Raw genomic sequence first — 17,104 nt, 5'->3', positions numbered from 1 at the left:
GATGTCCAACCCAAATTTGGTTCCGTGGCCGAGTGGCTAGGCAGAGGTCTGCAAAACCTCGTACAGCGGTTCGAATCCGCTCGGAACCTCCCCTAAAATGTCGCTGGTTTTTTACTGCCGTGAGTGTCATTTTTACATAAAATACCATTTGAGATTTGCCGGAAAAGCCGGTAGTCACAGATGGTATTTTTTTGTTAAATAGTTGAAATTCAGAAAGGAAAAGTGTGCTTTTTCATTTAAAACTTCCTGTATAAATTAGAAGAATTATAAATAAGATGTCCTTCCAAAATATACCTGAAATACTTTTGTGGATAAAAAATCGTACACTAGTTTTGTCTGTTGAAGAATAATGAATAGTTGATTATGTATATACCATTCCCAGAAGACTCTAAGTTTTGTTCCTTCATTAAATGCTCTAAAGTATTTGTAGCCATTCTCCTGGCAATTATGCTTAGTACTCCTGTTTTGGTATCTGCTCAGGACAGTACAGCTGCTGCAGGAGCCACCGCTGCTGCTCCGGCAGGCGGAGGGGATGCTGCCAAAGGTGAAGCTCTATTTAAAAATAACTGTGCTCAGTGCCATGCTGCATCGGATGAGAGAGTGGTTGGTCCCGGTCTTAAAGGAGCCACCACACGTAACAATATGGCGTGGTTAACCAAGTGGGTTAAAAATTCTCAGGCAGTGATTGCTTCCGGAGATCCTTACGCGGTTAAGTTATACAATGAATACTCCAAGGCGCAGATGACAAGTTTTCCAAACTTGTCGGATGACGATATCAAAGGCATCTTTGCTTATGTAGATCAGGCGGCCACTGCCGCTGCCGCCCCGGCCGCTGCTGCGGGTGGAGCAACTGCTGCTGCGGGTGCTGCTCAATCCGGCGGTCCATCCGATCTGTTTATGATTGTAGTTGTTGCACTTGCTGTCATCATGTTATTGGTATTGGGTGTTTTGCTTGTTATCGTATCATTGCTTTCAAAAGCAGTAGGCGGTACGGAAGCACCTGCAAAGGGTGATTTCATGAGTCGTCTAAGCAGCTCATTAAAATCCATTGCAAATGATCCTTCAATTCGCTCTGCGACAATCTGGATTTTTGTTCTTTTGTGTTTGAAAGCTACTTTGGACGGTGCTTATGGTGTTGGTATTCAGCAGGGGTATGCTCCTAAGCAGCCGATCACTTTTTCTCACAAACTTCATGCAGGAGAATACAAAATCGATTGTAACTATTGCCACACAGGTGTGAACAGAGGTAAATCCGCACACATCCCGTCTGCAAACATTTGTATGAACTGTCATGGTGTGATTAAAAAAGAGTCACCTGAAATTCAGAAAATTTATACATCGATTGAAAACAATCAGCCAATTGAATGGGTGCGTGTTCACAATCTACCTGACCTTGCCTACTTTAATCATGCCCAGCACGTTAACGTAGGTGGTGTTGAATGTGAAAACTGCCACGGAGATGTTGCTCAGATGGAAGTTATCCAACAGCGTTCTTCTTTAACTATGGGATGGTGTATCGACTGTCACCGTAAAACGGAGGTTAATACAAAAGATAATAAGTACTATGACAAGCTGGTTCAGCTTCATGGTTCTGAAAGCAAAGAAGCTTTAAAAGTTGCTGATATAGGTGGTTTGGAATGTTCTAAATGTCACTATTAATCAAAAGAAATTAATACAGGATACGACTCATTTGTATTGAATAGTTTTATGGAAAATACTAATAAAAGATACTGGCGGGGAATTGAGGAACTGCGTAATGATGAAAAATTTGTCAAAAACGCAGCATCTGAATTTGCCGATGGACCAACTGAAAGTCAGTATGAGAGTTTGGTGGATGGTGCTGGTACACATCGCCGCGATTTCTTAAAAGTTTTGGGTTTTGGTATGGCGGCGGTTTCATTAGCTGCCTGTGAAGCTCCTGTAAAAAAAGCGATTCCTTACGTTAACAAGCCTGAGGGTGAATTTCCTACAATCGCCAACTGGTATGCATCTACATATTCTGAAGGCGGTGACTATGCAAGCATTCTTGTAAAAACGCGTGAAGGCCGGCCAATCAAAATTGAAGGTAATTCTTTGTCAAAAGCTTCCTGTGGAGTTAGTGCACGTGTGCATGCTTCTTTATTGGGATTGTACGATAACGAAAAATTAAGAGGTCCTAAAAAGGGCGACGATACCAAAGTAAGCTGGGATGTAGTTGATAAAGAGATTCTTGATCAGCTTACTCAGATTGCAGCAAAAGGCGGAGCGATTCGTATTTTGTCATCTACGATTTTAAGCCCGTCGACTAAGGCGGTTATAGCAGATTTTACTGCAAAATATCCTACAACAAAACACATCGTTTACGACGCAAATTCGTCTTCTGCGATTTTGAGAGGAAATGAGCTTTCTTTTGGTAAAGCAGTACTTCCTTCTTATGATTTCAGCAAAGCGAAACTGATCGTTGGCATCGATGCTGATTTTCTTGGAACCTGGATTGCGCCGGAAAGCTTCTCATCTCAGTTCGCTCAGACACGTATTGTAGGAAGCGGTGCGGATGGTAAAAAGGAGATGTCGAGACATTACCAATTTGAGTCGATTCTTTCTCTTACCGGTTCTAACGCAGATTACCGTACAGCAGTAAAACCTTCTCAGCTGGGATTGGTTGTTACCTCTCTTTACAATAAGGTTGCGGCCAAATTAGGTGGACAGTCAATTGCAGGTGCAAACCTGGAAGTAGCTAATCTTGATAAAGCAGCTGCTGAACTGGTTGCAGCAAAAGGACAGGCGCTGGTTGTTTGCGGTGTGAATGATCCTGCCGTACAAGTTGTGGTAAATGCTTTGAACGGTTTGTTGGGAAGCTACGGAACTACAATCGATATAGATAATCCTGTTTATTTCCGTCAGGGAAATGACGTGGCAATGAATGAATTTGTTGAAGAAGTAAAAGGTGGAAAAGTTAGCGCTGTAATTCTTTACGGAGCAAATCCAGTTTACGATCACCCACGTGGTTCTGAACTGGCTGCTGTATTACCAAAAGTTTCTCTTGGCGTTTCATTTAATGATCGTGCAGATGAAACTTCTTCTTTATTAAAATATATACTTCCCGCACCTCATTACCTTGAATCCTGGAATGACGCAGAACCTAAGGCTGGTTTTTACAGTCTTACGCAGCCTACAATAGGATTGATTTTCAGTACAAGACAAGCGCAGGCAAGTCTTTTGAAATGGGCAGGGCAACCTTCCGATTTCCATGAGTACATGAAATCATACTGGAGAAAGAATATTTACACGCAGGGCGGAACAGGTGATTTTGAGAAGTTCTGGGTGAAATCGCTTCATGATGGTGTTTTTGGAAGTAACCGTGCAGTTGCAGCTTCGGTAGCAGCTTTCAGCGGAGATCTTGCTTCTGCGGCAGCAACAGTTGCGAAAAAATACAAAGCGTCTTCAACCGGAATCGAATTAGCGATATTTGAAAATGTTGGTATCGGTAACGGTGCACTGGCAAATAACCCTTGGCTTCAGGAATTCCCTGAGCCGGTTACAAAAGCCTGTTGGGACAATCATGCTGGTCTTTCGCAAAAAACAGCGACTGATTTAGGAGTTGTTCAGGGAGATGTTGTTAAAGTTGATTTCAAAGGCAAAGCAATAGAAGTTCCGGTTATCATTCAGCCTGGTCTGGCAAATGGAACAGTTGCAGTTGCCATCGGTTATGGCCGCGAGAAAGCTGGTAAATCTGCCAACGGAGTCGGAAAGAATGTTTATCCTCTTGCTTCATTTGCCGAAGGCTTCCTTTCATTTACGCCGGGTGAAGTAACTGTTAGCAAAACAGGCGAAACCCGCGAGATTGCACAAACACAGACGCATAATACGGTGATGAACCGTAAGTCTGTTCTTCAGGAAACAGTTCTTGCTCATTTCCAGAAAGATCCTATGGCTGGCAGGTTTGTTCCGAAAATCCATACATCAGAAGGAGAAGTGGATGCAACGGATTTGTCTCTTTGGAACGGGCATCAATATAAAAACCACTCATGGGGAATGGTCATCGACCTGAACACATGTTTTGGCTGCGGATCCTGTGTAGTTAGCTGCCAGGCAGAAAACAACATTCCTGTTGTTGGACGTCAGGAAGTAATAAACAGCCGTGAAATGCACTGGTTACGTATCGACAGATATTATAGCAGTGATGCAGATGTTGAAGATTTGAGAGGATTGGAAATTGCTTCGGAAAATCCGGAAGTTACGTTCCAGCCGATGATGTGCCAGCACTGTAATAATGCACCTTGTGAAACTGTTTGTCCGGTTCTTGCAACTACACACAGTTCGGAAGGGTTGAACCAAATGACTTACAACCGCTGTGTTGGTACTCGTTATTGTGCAAATAACTGCCCTTACAAAGTACGTCGTTTCAACTGGTTCAAATATTTTGATAACGACAATTTCGACTATAACTTTAACAATGACCTTGGTAAAATGGTCATTAACCCGGATGTAACGGTGCGTTCACGCGGAGTAATTGAAAAATGCTCAATGTGCGTTCACCTGATCCAGGAGGCGAAATTAACTGCGAAAAAAGAAAGAAGACGTGTTACAGACGGAGATGTTGCAGTAGTTTGCGGTACTTCCTGCCCTACCAACGCGATTACTTTCGGAGATATGAATGATCCTGAAAGTAAAATTTCAAAACTTCTTGCAGAAGAACGTGAAGGAAGAGCTTTCCACATGTTGGAAGAAATTAACGTTCGTCCACAGATTTCTTACCTGACCAAGGTTCGAAACAAAGATGTAGCAGCTAAGGCGGAAGTTAAAAAAGAGCACGCCTGATTTTGTTGAAACAAGTATTTATTTGAAGATTAAATCATTATAAATTAGAGTAGTATGCATGTTACTTCACCCGTGAGAGAACCCCTTATTCAAGGTGGAAAAACGTACGCAGACGTGACGGAAGATATATGCCGTCAGGTAGAGGGTGCTCCAACAAAGGAATGGAAAATAGCCTTTGGAATTTCTCTTATCGTTTTGGCATACGGATCATGCTGCCTGGCATGGACCTGGTGGGAAGGTCTGGGTGTTTGGGGTTTGAATAAAACAGTAGGCTGGGCCTGGGATATTACCAACTTCGTTTGGTGGGTAGGTATCGGTCACGCGGGAACACTTATTTCTGCTATCCTTTTGCTTTTTCGTCAGAAATGGAGAACATCCATTAACCGCGCAGCGGAAGCGATGACTATTTTCGCCGTTATTTGCGCAGCTTCTTTCATCCTGATGCACATGGGCCGTCCATGGATGGCATATTGGGCGTTGCCACTTCCAAACGTATTCGGTTCACTTTGGGTAAACTTTAACTCTCCGCTTGTTTGGGACGTTTTTGCGATTAGTACTTATTTCTCCGTTTCTCTTGTTTTCTGGTACATCGGTCTTATTCCTGACCTTGCTACCATCCGCGACCGCGCAACCAGCAAAATTTCCCGCTTTATGTATGGAACATTTGCAATGGGCTGGGACGGATCTGCTAAAACATGGTCGCGTTATGAATACATCAGTTTAATTCTTGCAGGTCTTTCAACACCGCTTGTACTTTCTGTACACACGATTGTAAGTATGGACTTTGCTACTTCGGTAATTCCGGGATGGCACACAACAATTTTCCCTCCTTATTTCGTAGCGGGTGCGATCTTCTCAGGATTTGCAATGGTGCAAAACCTGATGCTTATCACACGTGTGGTTTACAGACTGGAAGATTACATTACCCTGGAACACATTGAAACAATGAATAAAGTTATCACCCTGACAGGTTCTGTTGTAGGTGTGGCTTATATCACTGAGTTTTTTATTGCCTGGTATTCAGGTGTTGAATATGAATACTACGCGTTCTTCAATCGTATGACTGGTCCTTACTGGTGGGCATACTGGGCGATGATGACATGTAACGTAATTTCTCCTCAGTTGTTCTGGTCAAGAAAACTACGTCGCAGTATTACATTTACATTCTTTATATCCGTAGTTGTAAACATCGGTATGTGGTTTGAGCGTTTTGTAATTATTGTAACTTCTCTTCACCGCGATTACATTCCTTCAAGCTGGGCGATGTTCTCACCAACACGTTACGATATTGGTGACTATATCTTCTCATTCGGATTGTTCTTTACATTGTTCCTTCTGTTCTCGAAATATTTACCGGTAGTCAACATGGCAGAGGTAAAAGCTGTTATTCGTTCAACTTCTGCTAATCTTCCTAAGAATATAGCAGGTGTTGCAAAAGTAAGACAACAGGGAACTGCTGAGCCTGCTTTTAATAAGGACAGCGAGTAGAAAATTAATCGGATCAGACGAGAAAGAATTTAACATTAGTATAGTATATGGCAGAGTTAACTGGTAAATATTTAGTCGGAGTTTATGACGATGACGATACTGTTCTACATGCGGTGCCACGCCTTAGAAAAGCAGGAGTGAAAATACAGGAAGTGTATTCTCCATTCCCCATTCACGGTATGGACGATGCATTAGGACATCCAAGAACAAGAATTGGTATTGCTGCATTTATGTTCGGTGTAACCGGATGCTGCGTGGCATTGACACTTATGATCTGGACGATGGGTATCGACTGGCCAATGATTGTGGGTGGTAAAGATCCAATCTCTATTCCTAATTATATTCCAATCACCTTTGAGTTAACAGTATTGTTTACTGCATTCGGGATGGTAATCACATTTTTTATATCGAATGGCCTTAGTCCGGCAGCGCATAATTATCAAAGATTTGATGTTCGCTCAACCGATAACAAATTTGTTATGGCGATCGATTTAGGAAGAAACACAATGTCAGCAGAAGATATATCACGGGCATTGAAAGACAGTGGTGCTGAGGAAGTTAACATCAGACAATTTTAATGTTCGGACGATGAAATTGAGAAATTTATATAAGTATTCGGGTTTATTAATGATCACGCTTTTGCTCACCAATGTGAGTTGTAACCGCGATCCTAACAACCCTGGAAAGGAGTATGCTCCAAACATGTATCTTCCTGTGGGTTACGAGCCTTACAAACAGGAGAAACCCAATCCGGTGAATCCAATGGGTTTGACAATGCGTTTGCCGGTTGAAGGAACAGTTGCACGCCGCAACTATAAAACCAGCTTCGGTGAAGGAGATTCAGCGAATGTGGATTTGATGGTTTACAACATTCCAGCAGACAGCATTTCGATTTCAGAACGTGTTTTGAAAAATCCGGTTCCTTTGAATGAAAAAACACTTGCGGAAGGTAAAGTTCTTTACGACAGATACTGCCAGCATTGCCACGGTGCAGCCGGTGCAGGTGATGGTAAGGTAGGCGCGATGTATAAAGGGGTTCCTAATTATGCAAGTGATGCTTACAAGAGTCTGAACGAAGGACACATCTTTCATGTGATTACCCATGGCAAGGCCCGTATGTGGCCTCATGGCTCACAGATCAATCCGGAAGAGCGGTGGAAAATTGTACATTATGTACAGAAACTGCAAAAAGGAGCTTAATACATTTTGATAACTGAGTAATAATAATTTATAATGGCATCAGCACATTCGATTCCTTCTATTGAAGAACGGTTTGAATTTACCTCAGGGGCTAAGAGAAACTTAATGATTGGCGGTGCCGTAGGCGTTGCCCTCATTCTGGTAGGAGCTTACCTGGCTGCAAACGGTGGAGGACATGAAGCGGCAGCACACGGAGCCGAACACGCGGCGTCTGCAATTGGACATCCAACACCTGAAAACGCAGGGAAGGCACATGAAGCGGCGGCGGCAGCTCATCATGAGATTTCATGGGTAGCGCGCATCTGGGCTAACATTTGGGTAAATGCTGTTTACTTTACAGGTATTTCAGTAGTCGGAATGTTCTTTATCTCTTACAACTATCTTGCTCAGGCGGGCTGGTCAGCAGTGTTTAAAAGAATTCCGGAAGCACTTCCTGCATTTTTACCTGTAACCGGAGTAATTATGCTGATTACCTTTTTCTTTGGCGGGCATGATTTGTTTCACTGGACACATGAAGGACTTTACGAAGTAGGCGGACCGGAATATGATCCGATCATTGCAGGTAAACAGGGTTTCCTGAATACCCCTTTCTTTGTTGGAAGATTGATATTTTACTTTGTTGCCTGGTATGGTATGTGGAGAGTACTTCGCAATTTCTCTTTGCAGGAAGACGAAATCGGAGGTACTGATTTTTACGAAAGATCGATTAAATGGGGAACTGCATTCCTGGTGGTGTTTGGTGTAACTTCATCAACTTCTGCATGGGACTTTGTGATGTCAATTGATACACACTGGTTCAGTACCATGTTTGGATGGTATACACTGGCAAGCTGGCACGTATCCGGTCTTGCTGTGATGACATTGACCGTGGTAATGTTACGTGAAAGGGGTTATCTGAGAGCTGTAAATTCAAGTCACCTTAGGGATTTGGGTAAATTCGTATTCGCATTCAGTATATTCTGGACTTATGTTTGGTTTGCGCAGTTCCTGTTAATTTACTACGCCAATCAGCCGGAAGAAACAATTTACTTCATTGAGCGTTTCAGAGGATATGATGGTTATTTTAAGGCTCCTTTCTTTATCACATTAATTCTTAATTTCTTTTTGCCATTCCTTATTTTAATGGCAAGAGACGCTAAGGCAACACATTCGATTTTGAAAGTTGCTTGCTGGGCAGTTATCATTGGTCATTATATGGATTTTTATACCAATATAATGCCGGGTACTTTGGGATCCAATGCAGGATTCGGTCCATTGGAATGGGGTTTCTTCCTTTTATTCCTTTGTGCATTTGCTTACTCTGTCGCATCTCAGTTGGGAAAAGCAAATCTGATACCAAGACATCATCCAATGTTGGAAGAGTCATTACATCACGATATCGCTTAATTTGCATAACCAGTTTAATATCATGAATTATATCATCGCATTAGTCGCTCTTGTTTTTGTGGTTCTCACAGGTATTGTGATTGCCAGACTTCAGGGCGTAATTAAAAGCATAAAGAAAACAGATTCGGAGGAAGCTGAGCCATCTGGCAATAAGGTCAACGGAGCTATGTTTATTGTTGTTCTTGTTTTGGGAGCAATTGCAATAGCCTGGTCTTACATGCATGCAAGAGAATATTTCCTGCCTGAGGCATCATCTATTCACGGAAGAAGGACGGATGACCTGTTCTGGTTCTCTATGGGTATTCTCACCATCCCTTTCATAGCAGTTAACTTTCTTATCTTCTTTTTTTCCTGGAAATATCAGCACAAAAAAGATCACAGAGCATCTTTTTACCCGGATAACCACAAGCTTGAGTTAATCTGGACTATCGTGCCTGCGGTTGTGATGGCATTATTGGTTTTCACAGGTTGGAAAGCATGGTCGGATATTACATCTGAGCCTCCGCGCGATGCAGAAGTAATTGAAATAACCGGTAAACAATTTAACTGGATCGTACGTTACGGTGGTGTTAATGACAATAAACTTGGGAATTACAATTACAAGCTTATCGATGCGCAGAATGAAGTTGGTATAGATCTTTCAGACGAAAACTCTTTTGATGATTTCCAGAATCCAACAGAAATGCACATTCCTGTCGGAAGACCCGTTCTTTTGAAGATTCGTGCACGTGATGTATTGCACAGCGTTTTTATTCCTCACATGCGTGTGAAAATGGATGCAGTTCCTGGAATGCCGACCAAGTTTTGGTTTGTACCGGACAAGACGACAAAAGATATGCAGGCGGAATTGAACGATCCAAATTTCAAATATGAAATTGCATGTACTGAGGTTTGCGGACAAGGACACTTTTCGATGAAGATTAATCTTGTTGTTGAAGACGAAGCGTCGTATAAAAAATGGTGTTCTGAGCAATCGACTTTCTTACAGACTTATCCTGAGTATCTTGCAAAAGTACCTGATAACCTGAAAGCAAAAGCGATGAAAGGATTACCTGCTGAAACAGCAGCACCGGCGGATAGTTCGGCAACTGCAAGTGCAGGCGTAAGTGCGGGTAGCAGTATCCGTTAATCATATTAATTTAAAATATATTCTAGTATATGTCAGCTGTTGAAGGAATGGAAACCGCCCATGTGGATGCTCACGAACATCACCATGTGTCTCAGAACTTCTGGCAGAAGTATATCTTCTGTGAAGACCACAAAATTATAGCAAAACAGTACCTTATAACGGGGATTATCTGGGCGGTGATAGGAATATCTATGTCCGTAATTTTCCGTATTCAATTAGGATTACCTGATTCTAACCTTTCCTGGCTAAAACCAATACTGGGAGGCTGGATTAGCGAAACGGGTAAACTGGATCCTAACTTTTACCTGGCGCTTGTAACAATGCACGGTACCATCATGGTATTTTTTGTGTTGACAGCCGGTTTGAGTGGTACGTTCAGTAACTTCCTTATTCCATTGCAGATCGGTGCAAGAGATATGGCATCGGGTTTTATGAACATGTTATCTTACTGGTTTTTCTTCCTGGCAAGTATTATAATGTTCGGATCTCTGTTTCTTCAGACAGGACCTGCTGCCGGTGGATGGGTAATTTATCCGCCTCTTAGCGCACTGCCTCAGGCGCATCCGGGTTCAGGTGCAGGTATGACTTTGTGGCTGGCAAGTATGGCACTGTTTATCGTATCTCAGTTATTGGGTGGTATCAATTACATTACGACCGTAATTAACCTTAGAACACGCGGAATGTCTTTTGACCGTCTTCCACTGACGATCTGGTCTTTCCTGATCACGGCTGTTCTGGGTCTTATTTCTTTCCCGGTTTTGCTTTCTTCTGTATTGCTTTTGATAATGGACCGTCACTTCGGTACAAGTTTCTACCTTTCTGATATTTATATCAACGGTGAAGCACTACCAAATGTAGGAGGTAGCCCTATTTTGTTCCAACATTTGTTTTGGTTCCTTGGTCACCCTGAGGTTTATATCGTTCTTCTTCCGGGTCTTGGAATTACATCAGAAGTAATCGCTACAAATTCAAGAAAACCAATTTTTGGATACCGTGCGATGATCGCTTCCATGTTGGGTATAGCTTTCCTTGCGTTCATTGTTTGGGCTCACCATATGTTTGTTACAGGTATGAATCCTTTCCTCGGATCGGTATTTATGTTCCTGACGCTAATCATTGCGGTTCCGTCAGCGGTAAAAGGGTTCAACTACATTACAACACTCTGGAAAGGTAACATCGTGTTTACGCCAGGTATGCTGTTCTCTATCGGACTTGTTTCACTTTTCGTTTCGGGTGGTCTTACAGGTATTATTCTTGGTAACAGTGCACTGGATATCCAGCTTCACGATACTTACTTTGTAGTAGCTCACTTTCACCTTGTAATGGGTGCAGCATCTGCTTTCGGATTATTTGCAGGTGTTTATCACTGGTTCCCAAAGATGTTTGGCCGGATGATGAACCCGACATTAGGACAGATACATTTCTGGTTTACCTTCATCGGTATCTACCTGATCTTTATCCCAATGCACTATGTAGGTATCGCTGGTTTTCCACGTCGTTACTACCAGTTCACCAGCTACGACTTTACACATAAGTTCATGGACATGAACATGTTTATATCTGTTGCGGCGATATTCTCATTCCTTGCACAGTTTATTTTCCTTTGGAACTTCTTTTACAGCATTTTCAAAGGCGGAAGAGCACCTCAAAATCCATGGCGTTCAAACACTTTGGAATGGACAACTCCTATTGTTCCGGGACACGGAAACTGGGAAGGCGAATTACCTGCCGTTTACCGTTGGTCTTACGATTATAGCAAGCCAGGTGCAAAAGAAGATTTCATTCCTCAGAATATACCTTACTCGCAGACACTGGAATCCAATTTCCCTCATGAAAATGAGTTGATTGCAACCGAGAAAGCGATAGAGGCACAAAACTTTAATGACCAGTTCAACTCCCATTAATATCAAAGCCAGCCGTCGTTTCAGGCGGTTGGCTTTGAATACTGTAATTACACTCTATTGCCTTATTATTGCTGGTGGAGTTGTAAGAAGTACCGGAGCCGGAATGGGATGTCCCGACTGGCCAAAGTGCTTTGGAAGATGGATACCGCCTACCAAACTTTCAGAACTACCCGCGGATTATAAAACAATATACGGAGCTAAACTGAAAGGGGAGATCGAGTTTAATCCTGTGAAAACCTGGATAGAGTATGGAAACCGGCTAATTGGAGCTTTTACAGGAGTGATGATATTTCTGACGCTTCTTGCCTCAGTTCCTTATTTAAAATCCGGTTCTAAAAAGATATTCTATTACAGTCTTGCGGCGTTTTTGCTTGTTGGAATTCAGGGTTGGCTGGGTTCAAAGGTAGTGTCAACAGAGCTGATGCCGGTGATGATCACCCTGCACATGTTGCTGGCCATTGTGATTGTGTTTATTTTGTTATACCTCTTTACCTGGTCGTCGTTTTCACAGCGGATACTGGAATTTGGTATCAACAAACGTATCTTGAATACATTAGGATGGGTTGTGCTGACTTTTTCACTGCTTCAGATTCTCCTGGGGACACAGGTAAGGGAAAATATCGATGAGGTAATTAAGATATTTGGCTATGAAGCAAGGGCGTCATGGATAGACAAACTGGATTACAGGTTTTATGTACACCGCTCGTTTTCAATTTTGATACTGGCCGTTAACCTGTTCTGGTTTTATGAGGTTACCAATAACGGGTCAGATAGGTTATTAGTCAAATTGTCTAAACTTTGTGTTGCGATATTGGTGGTTGAATTGGCATCGGGTATTTTAATGGCTTATTTTGGAGTTCCTCCTTATGCACAGCCGGTACACCTGACATTGGCGATATTACTTATTGGACTTCAATTTGTGGTATGGCTGTTAGTAAATAAGAATAAGTATTTGGTTAAAGGACAAGAAGTGGGTGGAATTGGTGTAGATGAAATTCTTTTAAAATAATGACGTCAGCAGTAGTAGATTTATCAATAGGAGAAAGAGTACGGGTTTTATTTGAATTACTAAAATTCAGATTGGCATCGCTTATTGCATTTTCCGGGGCGATGGGATATTGTTTGGGAGCGACCGAGGTGGTGTGGACTAAAATGGTTTTGTTCATTTTGGCGTCCATCGGAATTACAGGAGCAGCTAATATCATCAATCAGATCATTGAAAAAGATCTTGACAAATTGATGAAACGGACTGCCGGCAGACCGTTGCCGAGTGGTAGGATAACCGTTAACCAGGCTATTGTCTGGTGTGGGATACTTGGTGTTTCGTCACTGGTTATATTTGTTTCGGTTTTTAATTTAACTACCGGGCTCATTTCGCTTTTATCACTGGTGCTGTACGGTTTCGTTTACACACCATTAAAGAGAGTTGGTCCGATCGCTGTTTTTGTGGGTGCTTTTCCGGGAGCATTTCCTCCGATGATTGGTTGGGTGGCCGCTACAAATCATTTTGGTCTTGAACCTGGCATTTTGTTTGCTATTCAGTTTTTCTGGCAATTTCCTCATTTTTGGGCGATTGCATGGGTATTGGATGACGATTATAAACGTGCCGGATTTAAATTGCTTCCTGCAAACGGTTTAAAAGATTCTGGTACAACGCTGCAGATCATGATCTACACGTTGTTTTTATTGCCAATCGGATGGCTGCCATATGAGTTGGGTATGACAGGAATCAATTCTGCTTTTATAGCTACTGTTTTCGGCGTTTTGTTCTTGGCTCAAACCTTTCACTTAATGAGAAAGTGTTCGGACAAAACAGCACGTCAGCTTATGTTTGGCTCGTTTATATATTTACCGATTGTACAGATTGCATTTTTGTTGGATAAATTGTGATAACTGATTAAGAAAGAGATGGAGAATATTCAGCAGGTTAAAATGGATAAAGGCCCCAGGGAAACTCTGGCGATGGATCCGGTAAAATTTATACTTTGGTTATTTCTGGTAAGCATTATAATGCTTTTTGCTTCACAGACAAGTGCTTATCTGGTAAGAAGAGCGGAAGGTAACTGGCTGGAATTTGAGATGCCAAAGATTTTCTGGTATAGCACCGGAGTTTTGATCGCGAGTAGCCTGGTTATGCAGTACGCATATTTTGCAGCAAAAAAAGATCAGTTCAACCAATTGAAAATAGCAATTTCTATTACTTTTGCACTGGGTCTGGCTTTTCTCTGGATGCAGTTTGAAGGTTGGAAACAGCTTGTAGACATGAATGTCTATTTTGTAGGGAATCCTTCGGGCTCGTTTTTTTATGTATTTACAGGATTACACGGATTTCATATTATAACCGGATTAATTGTTTTGATAACAGCACTAACGGCTGCATTCCGGTTAAATATTCATTCCAAGAATCTCAGAAGAATTCAGATTTGCACAACGTACTGGCATTTTTTAGATATTCTCTGGTTATACCTTTTTGTTTTTTTATTGACTTTTAATTGAAATTTTTTCACCAATGGCTGCACATGTAACAACACCTGGCACGGTAGAACCCAAAATGTGGATGGGGGGTATTGAGCCTATGAAAGCAAGTTACGGTAAACTGATGATGTGGTTTTTCCTCATTTCGGATACCTTTACTTTTTCTGCCTTGCTGGTGGCTTATGGAACAGCGCGTTTCAGTTTTCCTGCATTTGAAGGCAATAGAGCCGACTTTACTTTTTCAAATTTATACTGGCCAATCCCTGAAAGAGTATATGAAGCAGTTCCGTTTTTGCACGGAATGTCTCTGCCTCTTGTTTTTGTGGGTATCATGACATTTATTCTGATCGCCAGTAGTGTAACAATGGTATTGGCAGTTGAAGCCGGTCATCGTATGGATCGTGAGAGCGTTGAAAAATATATGCTTTGGACTATCCTGGGTGGATTCACCTTTCTTGGTTGCCAGGCTTGGGAATGGTCTCACTTTATCCACGGAACAGAGTCAGGTTCAGTTTTTAAAGTATTTGAAGACGGAGTACAAGTCAGTAAAACCATTTTCGGGGCTAATCTCACAGAGAATCAGTACGGTCCTACTTTGTTTGCAAACTTCTTTTTCTTCATCACCGGTTTTCACGGAACACACGTGTTCAGTGGAGTTATTTTGAATATTTTGATATTCTTCCGTTCAGCAACTGGTTTTTACGACAAACGCGGAAGCTACGAAATGGTTGAGAAGGTTGGTCTTTACTGGCACTTTGTTGACTTGGTTTGGGTATTTGTATTTACATTCTTTTATCTGGTTTAATCCTCAGAATTCTTTAAATTTTAGATCATATGTCAGAAGTTCATCATATACACAATCAGGATCCAAATGCCGGCGCCGAGCAGCGCAAAGCTATCTGGAAAACATTCTGGATACTTTTAATCCTGACCGCCCTTGAATTCGTTATTGCCTTTATGGTACCTCATGGTGTTTTGAAGGTGGGTATCTTCATCGTCATGACCATTGTTAAGGCGTTTTATATTGTGGGAGAATTTATGCACTTAAAGCATGAGACCAAAACTTTAATCTGGTCGATTCTAGTTCCTATCATTTTTGTTGCATGGCTGATTCTTGCTCTCCTTTTAGAAGGTAGTGCGATCTTCGATGCAGTGTTTGGGTGAGTATTAAAAATATGAATAAATATAGCAAAGCCGGATTACTGATCGTTACATTAGTGATTCCGGCTTTGATTTTTACATTTCTGAGGTTTTTCGCCACCAATCATTACGGCGTTCCTTTTTACCATCCTTTAACGGATTCGAAAGGGAAGGTAATTGTGAATAATGAGGATACGCTTTTTTATGAGGTGAAAGGAATAAAGGCATTAAAACCCGATGGGCAGGAAGTATCAAAGGAAGTTTTTAAAAATAAACTGACTGTAGTTAACTATTTGCCTGGCGCCTGCGATGATACTTGTCAGATCACAATGGGTAATCTTGATAGGGTATATCAGCTGAGACAAGCAATAGTTAATTTAAATCTTCTAACAATAACTGGGGTCCCATCTGATTCTTCAGAAAATACGAAAGTGCTTCAAAGTAAAGAGGGATGGTTGGTTGTGATAAGTTCTACTTCGGATTTGGAAGAAACTTTGAACAAGACGCTGAAATATCAGACAAAAGTACCCGGCGCGAAAACCAATTCTGCAAATAATAAGTTAATACTTATTGATGAGAATGGTCATATCAGAGGTTATTATAACGGAACTGATCCGGAGGAGGCAAACCGGCTTATGGCGGAGATAAAGATTTTAGATTTTGAAAAAAGGGAAGCCTTGAAAAAATAGTTATGGCCACTTTGATTTTAGAAAAAAAACAAAAATATCAAAGGATTATCAACATCCTGGCGATCGTAATTCCTTTGGCAGTTGCTGCAATCCTTGGCATTCGTCAAAAAGTTGACCTTGGTACCTGGACAAAAGTTTTGCCGCATGTAATTGGTATTATTAATTCCCTGACAGCAATATTTCTTCTTTTGGGATATTATTTTATCAGAAAAAACAATCGTACCGCACACAGACAGATGATGACTGTCGCTTTTTTGCTGGGGGCTGTTTTTCTGGTTTGTTATATATTGTATCATATTTCAAATGAGTCAACGCCCTTCGGAGGCTCAGGTTCGGTTCTTCGTTTTACCTACTACTTTCTATTGATCTCACATATTTTACTATCAATAGGCGTAGTTTGGTTTGTATTACGTGCAGTCTATTTTGGATACACCAATCAGCTTCCCGAACACAGGAAGGCTGTAAAATATGCATTGCCGATCTGGCTTTACGTAAGTATCTCAGGCGTTGTAGTTTACTTAATGATCAGTCCATATTACGTATGAAAAAATTCGCGATCATTTTTGGCATGCTGTTGATGTTTATTCTTACATCTGCAGATACCTATGCACAATGTGCCATGTGCAGAGGTTCCGTTGAGAGTTCTATGGGTAATGGCAGGAACAACGTAGGCGTGGGTTTGAACACGGGAATCGTATACCTGTTTGTGATGCCCTACCTGATCGTAGCGGTGATTGGTTACCTTTGGTATCGGAACAGTAAAAAAAATCAGCAGGAGCGGGATTTTATTAATTCCAGAATCAGGCAGGCGTATCAGAGCTAATAATTTTCACCATGAATAGTGCAGGCGGAATCCGGATAACGGTTCCGCTTTTTTTGTCTACAGTTAAACT

Annotated in this window: 16 protein-coding genes and 1 tRNA gene; all 17 read left to right on the top strand. The window is 41.7% G+C overall.

Annotated features, from left to right (window positions below; all coding sequences use genetic code 11):
* Window positions 1-18 precede the first annotated feature (18 nt).
* Window positions 19-89: transfer RNA gene (locus E0F88_RS21980), tRNA-Cys, on the top strand.
* Between the two features lie 358 nt (window positions 90-447).
* Window positions 448-1,659 carry a c-type cytochrome gene (locus tag E0F88_RS21975; protein WP_229213867.1) on the top strand — a complete coding sequence of 404 codons (1,212 nt, stop codon included), beginning with the start codon at window positions 448-450 and terminating at the stop codon, window positions 1,657-1,659.
* 48 nt (window positions 1,660-1,707) lie between these two features.
* The gene (locus E0F88_RS21970; protein ID WP_131960436.1) at window positions 1,708-4,800 is read left to right on the top strand and encodes a TAT-variant-translocated molybdopterin oxidoreductase; all 3,093 of its coding nucleotides are present in this window, start codon (window positions 1,708-1,710) and stop codon (window positions 4,798-4,800) included.
* A 54-nt stretch (window positions 4,801-4,854) separates the two neighbouring features.
* On the top strand, window positions 4,855-6,288 hold the full coding sequence (gene nrfD / locus E0F88_RS21965; RefSeq protein ID WP_131960435.1) for an NrfD/PsrC family molybdoenzyme membrane anchor subunit: 1,434 nt from the start codon (window positions 4,855-4,857) through the stop codon (window positions 6,286-6,288).
* A gap of 47 nt (window positions 6,289-6,335) precedes the next feature.
* Window positions 6,336-6,866: a DUF3341 domain-containing protein gene (locus E0F88_RS21960; protein ID WP_131960434.1), complete on the top strand. Its 531-nt coding sequence runs from the start codon at window positions 6,336-6,338 to the stop codon at window positions 6,864-6,866.
* Window positions 6,867-6,876: 10 nt separating this feature from the next.
* On the top strand, window positions 6,877-7,488 hold the full coding sequence (locus tag E0F88_RS21955) for a c-type cytochrome (protein ID WP_131960433.1): 612 nt from the start codon (window positions 6,877-6,879) through the stop codon (window positions 7,486-7,488).
* A gap of 33 nt (window positions 7,489-7,521) precedes the next feature.
* Window positions 7,522-8,874 (top strand): quinol:cytochrome C oxidoreductase, encoded by a 1,353-nt coding sequence (locus tag E0F88_RS21950; RefSeq protein WP_131960432.1) that lies wholly within the window; start codon window positions 7,522-7,524, stop codon window positions 8,872-8,874.
* 22 nt (window positions 8,875-8,896) lie between these two features.
* Window positions 8,897-10,003, top strand: coding sequence for a cytochrome c oxidase subunit II (locus E0F88_RS21945; RefSeq protein ID WP_131960431.1), 1,107 nt, complete (start codon window positions 8,897-8,899; stop codon window positions 10,001-10,003).
* A gap of 29 nt (window positions 10,004-10,032) precedes the next feature.
* Window positions 10,033-11,907, top strand: coding sequence for a cytochrome c oxidase subunit I (locus E0F88_RS21940; RefSeq protein WP_131960430.1), 1,875 nt, complete (start codon window positions 10,033-10,035; stop codon window positions 11,905-11,907).
* Window positions 11,885-12,916 carry a COX15/CtaA family protein gene (locus tag E0F88_RS21935; RefSeq protein ID WP_131960429.1) on the top strand — a complete coding sequence of 344 codons (1,032 nt, stop codon included), beginning with the start codon at window positions 11,885-11,887 and terminating at the stop codon, window positions 12,914-12,916. The genes E0F88_RS21940 and E0F88_RS21935 overlap by 23 nt, the downstream gene beginning before the upstream one ends.
* Window positions 12,916-13,797 (top strand): heme o synthase, encoded by an 882-nt coding sequence (gene cyoE / locus E0F88_RS21930; protein WP_131960428.1) that lies wholly within the window; start codon window positions 12,916-12,918, stop codon window positions 13,795-13,797. Before E0F88_RS21935 ends, cyoE begins: the two co-directional genes overlap by 1 nt.
* 18 nt (window positions 13,798-13,815) lie before the next feature.
* Window positions 13,816-14,403: a cytochrome c oxidase subunit 3 gene (locus E0F88_RS21925; RefSeq protein ID WP_131960427.1), complete on the top strand. Its 588-nt coding sequence runs from the start codon at window positions 13,816-13,818 to the stop codon at window positions 14,401-14,403.
* 13 nt (window positions 14,404-14,416) lie between these two features.
* Window positions 14,417-15,187, top strand: coding sequence for a cytochrome c oxidase subunit 3 (locus E0F88_RS21920; protein ID WP_131960426.1), 771 nt, complete (start codon window positions 14,417-14,419; stop codon window positions 15,185-15,187).
* Window positions 15,188-15,216: 29 nt separating this feature from the next.
* On the top strand, window positions 15,217-15,546 hold the full coding sequence (locus E0F88_RS21915; RefSeq protein ID WP_131960425.1) for a cytochrome C oxidase subunit IV family protein: 330 nt from the start codon (window positions 15,217-15,219) through the stop codon (window positions 15,544-15,546).
* An 11-nt stretch (window positions 15,547-15,557) separates the two neighbouring features.
* A complete protein-coding gene (locus tag E0F88_RS21910; RefSeq protein WP_131960424.1) occupies window positions 15,558-16,211 on the top strand; it encodes an SCO family protein in 654 nt (217 codons plus the stop codon).
* 2 nt (window positions 16,212-16,213) lie between these two features.
* Window positions 16,214-16,756, top strand: a complete 543-nt coding sequence (locus E0F88_RS21905) for a DUF420 domain-containing protein (RefSeq protein ID WP_131960423.1) — start codon at window positions 16,214-16,216, stop codon at window positions 16,754-16,756.
* Window positions 16,753-17,034, top strand: a complete 282-nt coding sequence (locus tag E0F88_RS21900) for a CAMCR motif-containing small membrane protein (protein WP_131960422.1) — start codon at window positions 16,753-16,755, stop codon at window positions 17,032-17,034. The genes E0F88_RS21905 and E0F88_RS21900 overlap by 4 nt, the downstream gene beginning before the upstream one ends.
* Window positions 17,035-17,104 lie beyond the last annotated feature (70 nt).

It is taken from the genome of Dyadobacter psychrotolerans (assembly GCF_004349265.1).
In the GTDB taxonomy this organism is placed as follows: Bacteria; Bacteroidota; Bacteroidia; order Cytophagales; family Spirosomataceae; genus Dyadobacter; species Dyadobacter psychrotolerans.
This window is presented reverse-complemented; position numbering and strand designations above follow the sequence as displayed.

Coding starts and splice junctions, on each gene's coding strand:
- E0F88_RS21945 (WP_131960431.1), top strand. CDS start 8,897: ATGAATTATATCATCGCATTAGTCGCTCTTGTTTTTGTGGTTCTCACA.
- E0F88_RS21950 (WP_131960432.1), top strand. CDS start 7,522: ATGGCATCAGCACATTCGATTCCTTCTATTGAAGAACGGTTTGAATTT.
- cyoE (WP_131960428.1), top strand. CDS start 12,916: ATGACGTCAGCAGTAGTAGATTTATCAATAGGAGAAAGAGTACGGGTT.
- E0F88_RS21970 (WP_131960436.1), top strand. CDS start 1,708: ATGGAAAATACTAATAAAAGATACTGGCGGGGAATTGAGGAACTGCGT.
- E0F88_RS21940 (WP_131960430.1), top strand. CDS start 10,033: ATGTCAGCTGTTGAAGGAATGGAAACCGCCCATGTGGATGCTCACGAA.
- E0F88_RS21905 (WP_131960423.1), top strand. CDS start 16,214: ATGGCCACTTTGATTTTAGAAAAAAAACAAAAATATCAAAGGATTATC.
- E0F88_RS21960 (WP_131960434.1), top strand. CDS start 6,336: ATGGCAGAGTTAACTGGTAAATATTTAGTCGGAGTTTATGACGATGAC.
- E0F88_RS21920 (WP_131960426.1), top strand. CDS start 14,417: ATGGCTGCACATGTAACAACACCTGGCACGGTAGAACCCAAAATGTGG.
- E0F88_RS21975 (WP_229213867.1), top strand. CDS start 448: ATGCTTAGTACTCCTGTTTTGGTATCTGCTCAGGACAGTACAGCTGCT.
- E0F88_RS21910 (WP_131960424.1), top strand. CDS start 15,558: ATGAATAAATATAGCAAAGCCGGATTACTGATCGTTACATTAGTGATT.
- E0F88_RS21925 (WP_131960427.1), top strand. CDS start 13,816: ATGGAGAATATTCAGCAGGTTAAAATGGATAAAGGCCCCAGGGAAACT.
- nrfD (WP_131960435.1), top strand. CDS start 4,855: ATGCATGTTACTTCACCCGTGAGAGAACCCCTTATTCAAGGTGGAAAA.
- E0F88_RS21915 (WP_131960425.1), top strand. CDS start 15,217: ATGTCAGAAGTTCATCATATACACAATCAGGATCCAAATGCCGGCGCC.
- E0F88_RS21935 (WP_131960429.1), top strand. CDS start 11,885: ATGACCAGTTCAACTCCCATTAATATCAAAGCCAGCCGTCGTTTCAGG.
- E0F88_RS21900 (WP_131960422.1), top strand. CDS start 16,753: ATGAAAAAATTCGCGATCATTTTTGGCATGCTGTTGATGTTTATTCTT.
- E0F88_RS21955 (WP_131960433.1), top strand. CDS start 6,877: ATGAAATTGAGAAATTTATATAAGTATTCGGGTTTATTAATGATCACG.